This window comes from Janthinobacterium sp. JF4, from assembly GCF_059617925.1.
The window spans coordinates 1-13,720 of the sequence record NZ_JCAQAV010000049.1; the positions used below are offsets into that span (position 1 = coordinate 1).

General features: G+C 63.4%; 10 protein-coding genes and 2 riboswitches. Of the genes, 5 read left to right on the forward strand and 5 right to left on the reverse strand.

Translation table 11 applies throughout. From position 1 onward, the window contains the following. Positions 1 to 196: 196 nt before the first annotated feature. Positions 197 to 808: a TetR/AcrR family transcriptional regulator gene (locus AC54AF_RS24120; RefSeq protein WP_496638594.1), complete on the reverse strand. Its 612-nt coding sequence runs from the start codon at positions 806 to 808 to the stop codon at positions 197 to 199. A 22-nt stretch (positions 809 to 830) separates the two neighbouring features. Then, on the reverse strand, positions 831 to 2,048 hold the full coding sequence (locus tag AC54AF_RS24125; protein WP_496638595.1) for a Bcr/CflA family efflux MFS transporter: 1,218 nt from the start codon (positions 2,046 to 2,048) through the stop codon (positions 831 to 833). 164 nt (positions 2,049 to 2,212) lie between these two features. Here AC54AF_RS24125 and AC54AF_RS24130 point away from each other — a divergent pair, with 164 nt between their 5' ends. Further along, positions 2,213 to 2,371 (forward strand): hypothetical protein, encoded by a 159-nt coding sequence (locus tag AC54AF_RS24130; protein WP_496638596.1) that lies wholly within the window; start codon positions 2,213 to 2,215, stop codon positions 2,369 to 2,371. Positions 2,372 to 2,450: 79 nt separating this feature from the next. Here AC54AF_RS24130 and gcvP read toward each other — a convergent pair whose 3' ends face one another. The 3 genes from gcvP to gcvT form a co-directional block, all read right to left on the reverse strand. Next, entirely contained in the window at positions 2,451 to 5,351 is a 2,901-nt protein-coding gene (gene gcvP / locus AC54AF_RS24135; protein WP_496638597.1) for an aminomethyl-transferring glycine dehydrogenase, read from the reverse strand. Between the two features lie 103 nt (positions 5,352 to 5,454). Then, on the reverse strand, positions 5,455 to 5,835 hold the full coding sequence (gene gcvH, locus AC54AF_RS24140) for a glycine cleavage system protein GcvH (RefSeq protein WP_131685979.1): 381 nt from the start codon (positions 5,833 to 5,835) through the stop codon (positions 5,455 to 5,457). An 80-nt stretch (positions 5,836 to 5,915) separates the two neighbouring features. Beyond that, a complete protein-coding gene (gcvT, locus tag AC54AF_RS24145) occupies positions 5,916 to 7,037 on the reverse strand; it encodes a glycine cleavage system aminomethyltransferase GcvT (protein ID WP_496638598.1) in 1,122 nt (373 codons plus the stop codon). Positions 7,038 to 7,111: 74 nt separating this feature from the next. Then, positions 7,112 to 7,217, reverse strand: a riboswitch (glycine riboswitch). Between the two features lie 27 nt (positions 7,218 to 7,244). Then, positions 7,245 to 7,331, reverse strand: a riboswitch (glycine riboswitch). A 169-nt stretch (positions 7,332 to 7,500) separates the two neighbouring features. Between gcvT and AC54AF_RS24150 the strand changes: the two genes are divergently transcribed. The 4 genes from AC54AF_RS24150 to AC54AF_RS24165 all read left to right on the forward strand — a co-directional run bounded on the left by AC54AF_RS24150 (position 7,501) and on the right by AC54AF_RS24165 (position 13,719). After that, a complete protein-coding gene (locus AC54AF_RS24150) occupies positions 7,501 to 8,073 on the forward strand; it encodes an ATP-dependent Clp protease proteolytic subunit (RefSeq protein WP_496638599.1) in 573 nt (190 codons plus the stop codon). Positions 8,074 to 8,254: 181 nt separating this feature from the next. Next, complete coding sequence (locus AC54AF_RS24155; RefSeq protein ID WP_496638600.1) at positions 8,255 to 8,854, forward strand: phosphatase PAP2 family protein; 600 nt, start codon at positions 8,255 to 8,257, stop codon at positions 8,852 to 8,854. A gap of 180 nt (positions 8,855 to 9,034) precedes the next feature. Then, positions 9,035 to 12,562, forward strand: coding sequence for a chromosome segregation protein SMC (smc, locus tag AC54AF_RS24160; RefSeq protein ID WP_496638601.1), 3,528 nt, complete (start codon positions 9,035 to 9,037; stop codon positions 12,560 to 12,562). After that, positions 12,559 to 13,719 carry a cell division protein ZipA C-terminal FtsZ-binding domain-containing protein gene (locus tag AC54AF_RS24165; RefSeq protein WP_131685983.1) on the forward strand — a complete coding sequence of 387 codons (1,161 nt, stop codon included), beginning with the start codon at positions 12,559 to 12,561 and terminating at the stop codon, positions 13,717 to 13,719. Before smc ends, AC54AF_RS24165 begins: the two co-directional genes overlap by 4 nt. The last annotated feature ends 1 nt before the right edge of the window (position 13,720 follow it).

The window sequence follows — 13,720 nt, forward strand, 5'->3', positions numbered from 1 at the left end:
GCCAAGCTCTATAAACTTCTGCTAAAAATAGTGTTGCCAGGTCCGCTTTGGGGCGCAAGCGGAACTTCGCATGCGAAAAATCCGGCAGCGAGCCGTACCACATTTGAATGTGGCAAACCGGAGTTTTCGAAGAGTCGATAGCGGTCTGTGTCAGACCTGTTCGTCGGTGCACAGTGTGGCGGTAAGCTAGACCGCATCAGGCCGATTGTGCCGCCATCGCCAGCGAATCGGAGAGGATTTGCCACAGGGCCGCGTGGCGCTGCTGCAGCGCGGCGCCGCCCGCGTAGATCAGCTCCACGTGCAGGCTGTCGACGATGCCCAGGTAGGCTTGCGCATACAGGTCGACGCGCTGCGGCGCCAGGTTGGGCGCCATGCGGCCCAGGCTGGTCGCGTAGTGTTGCTGCAATTGCGCCAGCAAGGCTTCGTAGCCCGTGCCCACGTCCACGCGCAGGGGCGCGGGCGGCAAATACGCCGTGCGCAGCAAGAAGCGCAAATGGGCCGAGTCCGCATAGCGCTGCGCCATGCGGTCGCAGTACAGGGCACCGGCCAGCTGGCCGCCCGGCGATGCCAGCGCCGCTTCGTCGGCGAAGCAGGCATCCATGAAGGCTTGCTCTTCGGCCAGGGCGTCGGAAAAGACGTCGAGGAAGAGGGCATCCTTGCCGGCAAAATGCGAATACAGCGACGCCTTGCGCATGCCCGCCTGCGCGGCGATGTCGCTGAGGGACGAGCCATCATAGCCGTGTTCGGAAAAGTGCACGACGGCGACGGCACAGATGTTATCGGCCGAAGCCGAGCGTTTTTTCATCATTGGAGTGAGTGTGGGTGAGGCGTCAGTGCGCTCCCAGGCTGCTGGCATGGACCGGATGGACGCGCGCAGTGGCCAGGGTCAGCCATGATACCAGCAGGCCGGCCACGGTCAAGAACAGCAGCCAGGGCAGCGGTCCCCGTTCGGACAGGCTGGCCGCCAGCGGCGTGGCCGCCGACGACAAGGTCATCTGGATGGCGCCCAGCAAGGCCGCCGTGGAGCCGAGCGCGCGCTGCTGCGAACCCATGGCCATGGCCATCAGCGCCGCTTCCGCGATGCCCAGGCCAAACAGGGCCACGAACATGCCCGGCACGACGGCGGCGATGCCCGCTCCCGCCCCGACACCGAGCAGGGCCAGTCCCGCGCCGCCCAGCATGGCCACGCTGCCCGCCACGCTCAATCGCGCCACGCCGTACTTTTCCACCAGACGGCCGCTGGCCATCGCACCGAGCAGCACGGCCACGCCCGTGGCGCCGAACACCAGGCCGAAGCTGCCGGCAGACAGGCCGAAATTGCGCTGGTAGACGAGCGACGCCCCGCCGATATAGGCAAACAGGAAAAAGAAAGTGGCGGACAGGGCCAGCGCGGGCAGCAGGAAGGCGCGGTCCAGCGCAATGCGCGCATAGGTGCGGTGCATGCCTTGCGGCGAGACGCGGCAGGCGCGGGGCAAGGTTTCCGGCAGGAACAGCGCGCTATTGAGCAGGGTCAAGACGCCCAGCGCGGCCAGGGCCAGCATCACGGCGCGCCAGCCGTAGTGCGCGTCGAGCAAGCCGCCGACGGCGGGCGCCAGCACGGGCGCCAGGCCGACGATGGTCATCAGGAGGGCAAACAGTTGCGCCGCTTTGATCCCATCGGCCACGTCGCGCACCATGCTCATCACCACCACCAGGGTCAGCGCCGCGCCCAGGCCTTGCAAGGTGCGCGCCAGCAGCAGCGTGGTCAATTGATCCGCCTGCGCCGCCCACACGGCCGCGACGATGTAGACGGCGATGCCGGCCAGCAGCGGGCGGCGCCGGCCCAGCATGTCCGTCAGGGGCCCGCACAGCAGTTGCCCGCCGCCCAGGGCCAGCAGGAAAACGGTCAGGCTCAGCTGCACATTCGCATACGAGGTGTGCAGTTCGCGCGCCATGGCGGGCATCGAGGCCAGATACATGTCGATGCCGGCCGGACCGAGTACGGCCACCAGGGCCAGGGAGGCCGCCAGCCCGAGAGTGGCGGCGGGGAGAGTGGTTTGCTGCTGCATTGCGATTCCTTCATGTCATCAAAAAAACGGGGCATGGACGCCGCCGTGTTTTTTATTGTACACTGACTACCTACTGATAGGTAGCTAACTCGATACATGCAAAGGATGACAACGATGAGAGACGTGGCAATGACGGGTGCGCTGCATCCGCGAGGGGAGCTGGCATGACGGAAGTGGGAATTTCGCTCAGCGGCGTGGCCGTGGCCCTGCTGTTTGCCGCCTGGAGTTCGCACCGCGCCCGCTGCGAACGGCGCGATGTCGTGTTGCTGACGGTGCTGGGTACCGTGCTGGGCTTGCCAGGGGCGGTCTTGCTGGCGCTGTAACGCGGCGCATAAAAAAACGGCAGACCTTGCGGCCTGCCGTTCTGTGTTCCTCTTGCCCGGCTAGTCGGGCAGCAGGCGTTTACTCTTCTTCATAGGAACTGATAGGCGCGCAGCCGCAGAACAGGTTGCGGTCGCCGTACACGTTGTCGGCGCGGCCGACCGGTGGCCAGTATTTGCGCTGGCGCAGCGAAGCGACGGGGTAGGCCGCGATTTCACGGCTGTACTTGCGCTCCCAGTTGTCCGACATCAAGACCTGCGCCGTGTGCGGCGCATGTTTCAACGGGTTGTCGTCGTGGTCGAATTCACCGCTGGCGACCTTGGCGATTTCTGCGCGGATGGCGATCATGGCGTCGATGAAGCGGTCGATTTCCACTTTCGATTCGCTTTCCGTCGGCTCGATCATCAGCGTGCCCGGCACGGGGAAGCTCATGGTCGGCGCATGGAAACCGAAGTCCATCAAGCGCTTGGCCACGTCTTCGTTGCTGATGCCGGTGGCGTCCGTGATCGGGCGCAGGTCCAGGATGCACTCGTGCGCGACCAGGCCGTCGTGGCCCGAGTACAGCACCGGGTAGTGCGGCGCCAGGCGGCGCGCGATGTAGTTCGCCGCCAGAATCGCCGTCTCGGTCGCTGCCGTCAATCCTTCCGCGCCCATCATGGCGATGTACATCCACGAAATCGGCAGGATGCTGGCCGAGCCGAATGGCGCCGCGCTGACGGCTCCGATGCCCGCCACGTCACGTTGGTAGCCCGACGAACGCTGGTTCGGCAGGAACTTCGCCAGGTGGGCGCCCACGCCGATCGGGCCGACGCCCGGTCCGCCGCCGCCGTGCGGGATGCAGAAGGTCTTGTGCAGGTTCAGGTGCGACACGTCGCCGCCGAACGAGCCGGGAGCGGCCACGCCGACCAGCGCATTCATGTTGGCGCCGTCGATGTAGACCTGGCCGCCGTGCGCGTGGATGATCTCGCACAGTTCCTGGATGCCTTCTTCAAACACGCCGTGGGTGGATGGGTAGGTGACCATCACGCAGGCCAGGTTGGCGCTGTGCTTTTCCGCTTTCGCTTTCAGGTCGGCCAGGTCCACGTTGCCGTTGGCGTCGCAGCTGGTGACGACGACCTGCATGCCGACCATGTTGGCCGATGCGGGATTGGTGCCGTGCGCCGACGATGGAATCAAACAGATGTTGCGGTGGCCTTCGCCGCGCGACTCGTGATACGCCTTGATCACCAGCAGACCCGCGTATTCGCCCTGCGAGCCGGCGTTCGGCTGCAGCGAGACGGCCGCGTAGCCCGTCAGCGCGCACAGCATTTCTTCCAGCTGCGCGATCATTTCGCGGTAGCCGACCGTTTGCGCATCGGGCGCGAACGGGTGGATGTTCGAAAATTCTGGCCAGGTGACGGGAATCATTTCGCTCGTCGCGTTCAGCTTCATGGTGCACGAGCCGAGCGGGATCATGGTGCGATCCAGCGCCAGGTCCTTGTCGGCCAGGCTGCGCAGGTAGCGCAGCATTTCGTGTTCCGAATGGTAGCTGTTGAAGACGGGGTGGGTCAGATAGGCGCTCTCGCGCGCCAGCTGCGCCGGCAGGGCGCTGGTGACGCCAGCTTCCACGCTGTCCAGGTCCGGCGCGGCCGGCGCATTGACCAGGCCGTGCGCGAACACTTTCCACAGCAGCGCGATATCGTCGCGCGTGGTGGTTTCGTCGAGCGACACGCCGACATGGGTGTTGTCGATCTTGCGCAGGTTGACGCCGTGGTGCATGGCCGTCGCGTGCAGTTGCGCCGCATCGGCGACGTTGATGGTCAATGTGTCGAAGTAGGTCGCGTTGACGACGCCATAGCCGAGGGTTTTCAGGTTGGCGGCCAGCACGCCTGTAAAGCGGTGCACGCGCCGGGCGATCTGCAGCAGGCCGGCAGGGCCGTGGTAGACGGCGTACATCGAGGCCATCACGGCCAGCAGCACTTGCGCCGTGCAGATGTTCGAGGTTGCTTTTTCGCGGCGGATATGCTGTTCGCGCGTTTGCAGGGCCAGACGATAGGCCTTGTTGCCTTGCGCATCGACGGTCACGCCCACCAGGCGGCCCGACATATTGCGCTTGAATTCATCGCGCGTGGACAAATACCCTGCGTGCGGGCCGCCGAAACCGAGCGGCACGCCGAAGCGCTGGCTGTTGCCGACGACGACATCGGCGCCCCATTCGCCAGGAGGCGTGAGCATGGTCAGGGCCAGCAGGTCGGCCGCGACGATGACCATGGCGCCGTTCGCATGCAGTTTTTCCACGCCGGCGCGGTAGTCGCGGACTAAGCCGTTCACGCCAGGGTATTGCAGCAGCACGCCGAAGCAGGCGTCCAGCGACTCGATTTCAGCAGGGTCGAAGGTGCGCACCTCGATGCCGATCGGCTGGGCGCGCGTCTGCACCACTTCCAGTGTTTGCGGCAGCACGTCATTGGCCACGTACAGCACGTTCGACTTCGACTTGCCCACGCGCTGGATCAGGGTCATCGCCTCGGCGGCGGCCGTGCCTTCGTCCAGCATCGAGGCGTTCGAGATGCCCATGCCGGTCAGGTCGGTGATCACTTGCTGGAAATTCAGAATCGCTTCCAGGCGGCCTTGCGAAATCTCTGGCTGGTAAGGCGTGTAGGCCGTGTACCAGGCAGGATTTTCAAAGATGTTGCGCAACACGACGCCTGGCGTAAACGTGTTGTAGTAGCCCTGGCCGATCAGGGATTTCAATACCTGGTTCTTGCCGGCGATGGCTTTCAGGCGCGACAAGGCTTCCTGTTCCGGCATCGGCTGCGAGTAGGCGCCCAGGGGCAGGGCACCCTTGTTGCGGATGTTGGCCGGCACCAGGGCGTCGATCAGCGCGGCGCGCGATGGATAGCCGAGGGTCGCCAGCATGGCTTGCTGTTCGGTGGCGGAAGGGCCGATGTGGCGGGCGATGAAGGCATCGCGTGCTTCGAGTTGGGTCAGGCTGGTGCGGGTCATGATATAGAGGCCAAAAAAGACTGAAAAACCGGGATGCGGCGCGTGCGCGCAGCGCAGAAAAAATGCAAACGGGCCGCAAACGCGGCCCGTGAGTCAAACGCGATTACGCGCTGGTGGTGGCGCCATAGGCGGCAGCGTCGAGCAAGCCGTCCAGGGCCGACACGTCGGCTGGCTTGATCTTGAACAGCCAGTTGGCGTAGGCGTCGGCGTTGATCGACTCTGGCGAGTTGACCACGTCGTCGTTGACGGCCACGACTTCGCCGGCGATCGGCGCGTAGATGTCGCTCGCTGCCTTGACCGATTCCACCACGGCGGCGTCGTCGCCGGCGCCATAGGTGTTGCCCACGCTTGGCAGTTCGACGAAGACGATGTCGCCCAGGGCATCCTGCGCGTATTCGGTGATGCCGACGGTGATCGTGCCGTCTGCTTCAAGGCGTACCCATTCGTGGGATGCGGTGTACTTCAGGTCTGCAGGAATGTTCATGTGTGGCTCCAGATGGTAAGTGTTCGTGATTGATGATGGTTGTACGGTCTTGCGGGCGGCGGCTCTCTATTGCTAATCGCTTACGCAGCCAGGATTTTACCGTTACGCACGAAAGGCAGCTTGACGACGGAAGCGGCCAGTTGCTTGCCGCGGATTTCCACGTGTACGGTGTCGCCTACAGCTACGCCGTTGGGCACGCGCGCCAGGGCAATCGCTTCCTGCATCGTCGGGCTGAAGGTGCCGCTGGTGATTTCGCCTGTGGCCTCATTGCCGGCGATGATGACTTTTTGATGGGCGCGCAGCACGCCGCCTTTTTCGCGCAGGATCAGGCCGACGAATTGCGCGTTCTGGCCTTTGGCCAGCAGGGCCGCCTTGCCGATGAAGTCGCGCTCGCTGACCAGGTCGATGGTCCATGCCAGGCCCGCGTCGAGCGGGTTGACGCTTTCATCCATATCCTGGCCGTACAGATTCATGCCCGCTTCCAGGCGCAGGGTGTCGCGCGCGCCGAGACCGGCCGGCTTGACGCCGGCGGCGATCAATGCGTTCCACAGCGCTTCCACCTGGGTCGCGGCCACGCCGATTTCAAAGCCGTCTTCACCCGTGTAGCCGGTGCGCGCCAGCATGACTTCGCCGAAAGCCGTGTCCTTGACGATGACGACGTTGAACGGCTTGATGGCTTCGGACGCCGCTTGCGTCTCTGGCAGCACTTGCCATACCCTGGCGCGCGCGTTCGGGCCTTGCACGGCCACCAGGGCCATCGGGTTGTTGGCATTGCGGCGTTCGGTGATCGTCAGGCCGCTGTTGGTGGCTGTATTTTGCTGCTGCATCCAAGCCACGTCTTTTTCCGCCGTGCCCGCGTTGACGACCAGGCGGAACCAGTTTTCATTGAAGAAGTAGACGATCAGGTCATCGATGACGGTACCTTCGGCATTGAGCATGCACGAGTACAGCGCCTTGCCCGATACTTGCAGCTTGTCAACGTTGTTGGCCAGCAAGCCGCGCAGGAAGGCGCGTACGTCCGGGCCTTCGATATCGACCACGCACATATGGGACACGTCGAACATGCCGGCGTCGTTGCGCACGGCGTTGTGTTCTTCGATTTGCGAGCCGTAGTTGACAGGCATGTCCCAGCCGCCGAAATCGACCATGCGGGCGCCGAGGGCACGGTGGGCGTTATTGAGTGGGGTCGCTTTGAGCGTCATGGATTCCTCGGGACGAAGGTAAAGGGGGAAGTTAACAGAACACACGGAGCCAAACACGGCTTTCCGGCGTGATCACTGACCCCCCTGTCCTTTGTACCTGAGAGATTACGGGGGCTTGCCCCGTGCGCCCCTTCGGTGGGCCGCCGGCAATAGCCGCGGCCGCTCTCCAGAGTTGAGCTAAAGATGTCGCAAAAGCAACAGCTTCAGTCCGCCTGATCGGTCCTTTTGCCTGAGAGTTTTTGGGTAGTGCCCCTTCGGCGGCAACGCTGGGTTGCCCTCTCCCGATCAAGTGGGAGGAATATATGTCAGCAGGGTGTTTCTGTCAATCTGTAAAGACGTTGCCAAATTGCCGCAAACGCCCCGGTTTGCGGGGCTGGGAGGGGCGCTGGCCCGGTGCAAAAGGGCGCCCGGCCGCACGGGAATGCGCTATGATGAAATCCTGGCTTTCTTGCGGGTGCCTGCCATGAACACTACACAAAGCGAGACGCAAAACAACACCGAGCAGCACGGTTACTTTACCCTCTCGGGCGATGTCAACAGCGACATGGTGCGGCGCGTCTTCAACGCCGTGGCCGACATCACGGAAGACAAGCTCACCACCGCGCATATTTTGATCCAGTCCAACGGCGGCTATGTCAGCGATGGCATCTGTCTGTACAACTTCCTCAGCAAGTTGCCGCTCGACATCATCACCTATAACGCGGGCGCCGTGGCCTCCATCGCCGTCACCCTGTTTCTGTCGGGACGCCACCGCCATGCGAGCGACACGGCCCGTTTCATGGTGCACAAGTCGCATGCGACAGCCTCGCCCGGTTCGCGCCCCGATGCGCTGAGCATCATCGTCGAGGGCTTGCGCGCCGACGACATGCGCACCGAGCGCATCCTGCGCGGCCACGTCAGCCTGACGGAAGAGCAATGGCAGGTGCATGCGTATTCCGACCTGCACCTGACGGCCGACCAGGCGCTGGAAGTGGGCATGATCGAGTCGATCCGCGACTTCGCGCCACCGAGGGGCAAGCGCCTGACGAATATCTGACGCTCCGGGGCTGGCCAGGCGGATGGTTTTGGCGTGGAAATTTTGTAATCGAATGTAATTCTTCGCTGCAGCACAGCAAATGCCGCGCGGAACAGGGCTGAGTCATGGCATAGTGCAAGCTGATCATGAAATAAGCGCGTGTACGATGACTTGGTGGAATGGGATTTCTTTTGCGGCCGATATGTCCGTCATGGGGCCGGCTGGCGTGGCGATTGCCCTGTGGCTGCTCGTCTCGCGCCAGTGGCGCCTGGTGCTCAGCTGGAGCCTGTGGTATGGCGGCGGCCTGGCCCTCGTGGTGTTGTCGAAGCTGGCCTTCATGAGCTGGGGCGTGGGCAGCAGCGCGCTCGATTTTACGGGTTTCAGCGGCCACGCCATGCGCGCCGGCGCCGTGTTTCCCGTGCTGATGTATGTGCTGCTGCAGCGGGCCGCGCCGCGCTGGCGCCATGCCGGCGTGCTCGTCGGCGTGGCCTTTGCCGTGCTGGTGGCCATATCGCGCGTGGTCGTGCATGCGCACAGCGTGTCGGAAGCCGTCAGCGGCTGCGTGCTGGGCCTGGCGCTGGCGCTGGGCTTCATGTGGAATGCCCGTGGCGTCGTCAATTTCGCCGTCAGCCATGCGCTGGCGCTGGCCAGCCTGGTGCTGATGGTCGTGCTCAGTTTCAAGGCGGAACCCATGCCGACCGAACAATGGCTGCAAAAACTGGCCCTGGCGCTGTCCGGCCATGAGCGCGTTTTTTCCCGCGAAGACTGGAAACTGGCGCAAGATGGCCGCCCAGCCCGTTAAGATGGCGCTGGCCGGCACTTGATGCTGCTGTTTTTTGGCCAGAAAAGCAGCAGGAAATGGTATGATGAACCACTTTTTGCGGTGAGCGGCCAGACCGCCGTCGCAATGGCGCATCTGAACTGAATATGAACCGGGTTCGCCGATCTCAACCGCCAGCATAGGCCAGGAACTCTAAAACACGTGCGTCTCTCTTCCATCAAGTTGTCGGGATTTAAGTCTTTCGTCGATCCCACCAATTTCCAGGTGCCAGGCCAGCTCGTGGGCGTGGTCGGGCCGAATGGCTGCGGCAAGTCGAACATCATCGATGCCGTGCGCTGGGTGCTGGGCGAATCGAAAGCGTCGGAACTGCGCGGCGAGTCGATGCAGGACGTCATTTTCAATGGCTCCACCCACCGCAAGCCCGCTGGCCGCGCTTCCGTGGAGCTGGTGTTCGACAACAACGATGGCAAGGCCTCGGGCCAGTGGGGCCAGTACGCCGAGATCGCCGTCAAGCGCACCCTGACGCGCGACGGCACCTCTACCTATTACATCAATGGCCAGCCCGTGCGCCGGCGCGACATCCAGGATATCTTCCTCGGCACGGGCCTCGGTCCGCGCGCCTATGCCATCATCGGCCAGGGCATGATTTCGCGCATCATCGAATCGCGCCCCGAAGAATTGCGCGTCTTCCTCGAAGAAGCGGCCGGCGTGTCCAAATACAAGGAACGCCGCCGCGAGACGGAAAACCGCCTGCAGGATACGCGCGAGAATTTGCTGCGCGTGGAAGATATCTTGCGCGAACTCAATGCCAACCTGGAAAAGCTGGAAGCGCAGGCGGCCGTGGCCACCCGTTTCCACGCCTTGCAGGCGGACCAGGAAGAAAAGCAGAAACTGCTGTGGCTGCTGCGCAAGAACGAGGCGCACAACGAGCAGACGCGCTATTTCCGCGAAGTGGAACAGGCGCAGACGGACCTGGAAGAGCAGACAGCCAAGCTGCGCAACGTGGAACTGACCCTGGAACAGATGCGCCAGGCGCACTTTGCCGTGGGCGACCGCCTGCATACGGCGCAAGGCCATCTGTACCAGACGAATGCGGAAATCGGCAGCCTGGAAGCGCAGATCAAGTTCGTCATCGAATCGCGCGCGCGCCTGCAGGCGCAGCTGGCGACCCTGACGGCCCAGCGCGACCAGTGGACGCAACAGGGCGGCGCCTACCAGGAACAGATCGAAGAGGCGGAATTCCACCTCGAGGAACTGGCTGCCAAGGTGGAACAATCGCAAATGATGGCGGAACAGAAGGGCGAGCAATTGCCCGAGCTGGACGCCGCCTGGCGCGCCGCACAGAACAAGAGCACGGAATCGCGCGCCCGCATCATGCAAGCCCAGCAGCAGCTGGAACTGGAGTCGGCGCACCAGCGCAACGCCTCGAATATCCTGGCCAGCCTGTTGACGCGCCGCGAGCGCCTGCAGCAAGAAAAGAACAGCCTCAGTTTGCCCGACAGCAGCCACCTGGAAAACCTGAAACTGCAGCTGGAAGAAAAGCAGCAGGCGCTGGAAGAGCAGGGTTTCTACCTGGAAGAAGCGCTGGAGCAACAGCCCAAGCTGGAGCAGGAGCGAGCCGAAGCACAGGCGCAGGTGAATGCCGAAACAGCCGCCAACGCCCAGCTGGAAGCGCGTCTTTCCGCTTTGAAACAATTGCAGGAACGGGTGCAGACGCAGGGCAAGGTGCAGCCGTGGCTGAAAAAGCACGAGCTCGACACCTTGCCGCGCCTGTGGCAAAAGCTGCAGATCGAAGCGGGCTGGGAAGCGGCCATGGAATCGATCCTGCGCGAGCGCACGTCGGCCCTGCAACTGTCGAATATCGACTGGGCCAAGGCCTTCTTTGCCGACGCGCCACCGGCCAAGCTGGCCCTGTACGCGCCGTCCACCTTGGCGCCGCTGCCGCAGCCGGAAGTGGCTGGCCTGAAGCCGTTTTTGAACTTGCTCAAACTCAATGATCCGGGCTTGCGCGGCTTGCTGCAGGACTGGCTGTACCACGCCTACGCCGTGGAAGACGCGGCCGAGGCGCTGGCCGAGCGCAGCAAGTTGCCGCCGGGCGGCTATTTCGTCACGCGGCTTGGTCATGTGGTCACGGCCACCAGCGTGCGCTTCTATGCGGCCGATTCGGAGCAGGAAGGCATGCTGGGCCGACAGCAGGAAATCGAGAATATCGGCAAGCAGTTGCGCGCCCAGCAATTGCTGGCCGAAGAGGCGCGCGCCCGTTCCGTGCGGGCCGACGCGGCCGTGGCGAATTTGACGCGCAACCTGTCCGACTTGCGCCTGCGCATACAGCAGCTGACATCGTCCGTGCATACTCTGCAACTGGACGTGGTGAAACTGTCGGAAGTGGAAGCGCGCTTCAACCAGCGCAGCACGCAGATCGGCGCCGATCTGGCCGAAATCGCCGCGCAGGAAGCGGAGCAGATGCAGACCAAGCTGGAATCGGAAGAAAAATTCGAACAGCTGGATATGGAACTGGGCAACTTGCAGGAAGCGCACGAAGACGGCCACACGGATTTCCTGCAGAAGGAACAACGTCTGGCCGAAGCGCGCGAAGCCTTGCGCGACCTGGAGCGAAACGCCAAGGATACGGAATACGCGGAAAAAGCCCACCGCGCGAAGATCGAGGAATTGCGCCGCAACATCGCCACGGCCAGTACGCAGGCCCAGCAAGTGACGGCCAGCCTGCAGGCGGGCGAACTGGAACTGGCCAACCTGGAAAGCGGCGCGGCCGCCGACGGCTTGCAGGACTTGCTCGAGCGCCGCACCACGCAGGAGCGGGCGCTGGCAGACGCGCGCCATGAACTGGACCAGATCACGCAGCAGCTGCGCCTGTCCGAAGATGCGCGCACGCAATCGGAACGCAGCCTGCAGCCGCAGCGCGACAAGATCATGGAAATGCAGCTCAAGGAACAGGCCGCGCGCCTGAACCAGGAGCAATTCGCCCAGCAATTGCTGGAATCGGGCGCCGACGAGGCTGTCTTGAGCGAAAAGTTGCATCCGGACATGCGTCCATCGTATCTGCAGGGCGAAGTGACGCGCCTGACGAACGCCATCACGGCCCTGGGCGCCGTCAATCTGGCCGCGCTGGACGAACTGGCGCAGGCCTCCGAGCGCAAGAATTTCCTCGACGCCCAGAATGCCGACCTGACGGAAGCGATCAACACGCTGGAAGACGCGATCCACAAGATCGACAAGGAAACGCGCGACTTGCTGCAAGACACGTTCGACAAGGTCAACCATCACTTTTCCGAGCTGTTCCCCATCCTGTTTGGCGGGGGGCAGGCCAAGCTGACCATGACGGGCGACGAGATTCTCGATTCCGGTGTACAAGTCATGGCGCAGCCTCCCGGCAAGAAAAATGCCACCATCCACCTGTTATCCGGTGGAGAGAAGGCGCTGACCGCGACCGCATTGGTGTTTTCCATGTTCCGCCTGAACCCGGCGCCGTTCTGTCTGCTCGACGAAGTCGATGCACCGCTGGACGATTCGAACACGGAACGCTTCTGCCGCATGGTCAAGCGCATGTCCGACCAGACCCAATTCCTTTTCATTTCGCATAACAAGATTGCGATGGAAATGGCCCATCAATTGATCGGTGTGACGATGCAGGAGCAGGGCGTATCGCGCATCGTGGCGGTGGACATGGAGTCCGCCGCAAATTTTGCAACCGAGGCACAAGCAGCATGACAGACCTTCAAATTACCTTGTTCGGCGCCGGCGGCGTCTTTATCGTCGGCGTTTTTTCGTACAACAAATGGCAGGAATACAAGGCCAAGAAAAGCGTGGAACGGGCCTTCTCCACTGACCACGACGACGTGCTGATGCGCGAGGGCGACGCCCCTGCAGTGGAGGCCCAGGAGCCCGTGCTGCGGCAGGAGCCGCGCTTCGATGCGGCACCTGCCGCCAAGGCCGAACCGTCGTTCGGCGCGCCGCCAGCGGCCGCGGTGCCGGACGCGCCCGTGCATGCGGAACCTTCATTGGGTGATGCCGCTGTGGAAACGGCCCCTGCCGCGCCAGTGCAGCAGGAAGTCAGCGCCGCCAGCGAGCAGGCGACCAGCCTGGTCGACCCGCTGATCGATTGCCTGCTGCCCCTGTCGCTGGAAGCGCCCGTGCGCGGCGACAAGATCCTGCCCGTGCTGCAAACCCTGCGCCTGGTGGGCAACAAACCCGTGCACTTCATCGGCTTGCACGTGAATGGCGACTGGGAACCGATCACGCATGGCGGTGTCTATACCAAGATGCAGGGCGGCGTGCAGCTGGCCAGCCGCAGCACGGCCCTGAATGAACTCGAATACTCGGAACTGGTCACGCGCCTGCGCGGCGTGGCCGACGAGATCGGCGCCGAGCCGGAAGTGCCCGACATGATGGAAGTGATGGCCGAAGCGCGCAATCTGCACCGCTTCGTGGCCGGCCACGATGCCCAGCTGGGCGTGAACCTGCATTCGAATGGCGCGCCATGGGCCATTTCCACCTTGCTGTTCGCGCTGGAAAAGCAGGGCTTCGACGTGCGTCCGGACGGCCGTTTCGTCATGCCGGATGGCGACGGCAGCCATCTGTTCTCGCTGTCGACGAATGTTACCCTGGCCGAAGAAACGACGCCCCGCCTGACCTTGCTGCTGGACGTGCCTTGCGTGGCGCCGGCGCGCGACGGTTTCGGCGCCATGGTCGCTTGCGCCAAGGCACTGGTGGGCCGCCTGGACGCGACCATCGTCGACGATTACAACCAGGCCCTGTCGGATGCGGCGCTGGCCGAGATCGCCGGTCAGGTGCAAGAGTTTTACCAGGAAATGGACGCGGCCGACATTCCGGCCGGTTCCACCCGCGCCCTGCGTTTATTTAGCTGAA

Coding starts and splice junctions, on each gene's coding strand:
- AC54AF_RS24120 (WP_496638594.1), bottom strand. CDS start 808: ATGATGAAAAAACGCTCGGCTTCGGCCGATAACATCTGTGCCGTCGCC.
- AC54AF_RS24125 (WP_496638595.1), bottom strand. CDS start 2,048: ATGCAGCAGCAAACCACTCTCCCCGCCGCCACTCTCGGGCTGGCGGCC.
- AC54AF_RS24130 (WP_496638596.1), top strand. CDS start 2,213: ATGACGGAAGTGGGAATTTCGCTCAGCGGCGTGGCCGTGGCCCTGCTG.
- gcvP (WP_496638597.1), bottom strand. CDS start 5,351: ATGACCCGCACCAGCCTGACCCAACTCGAAGCACGCGATGCCTTCATC.
- gcvH (WP_131685979.1), bottom strand. CDS start 5,835: ATGAACATTCCTGCAGACCTGAAGTACACCGCATCCCACGAATGGGTA.
- gcvT (WP_496638598.1), bottom strand. CDS start 7,037: ATGACGCTCAAAGCGACCCCACTCAATAACGCCCACCGTGCCCTCGGC.
- AC54AF_RS24150 (WP_496638599.1), top strand. CDS start 7,501: ATGAACACTACACAAAGCGAGACGCAAAACAACACCGAGCAGCACGGT.
- AC54AF_RS24155 (WP_496638600.1), top strand. CDS start 8,255: ATGTCCGTCATGGGGCCGGCTGGCGTGGCGATTGCCCTGTGGCTGCTC.
- AC54AF_RS24165 (WP_131685983.1), top strand. CDS start 12,559: ATGACAGACCTTCAAATTACCTTGTTCGGCGCCGGCGGCGTCTTTATC.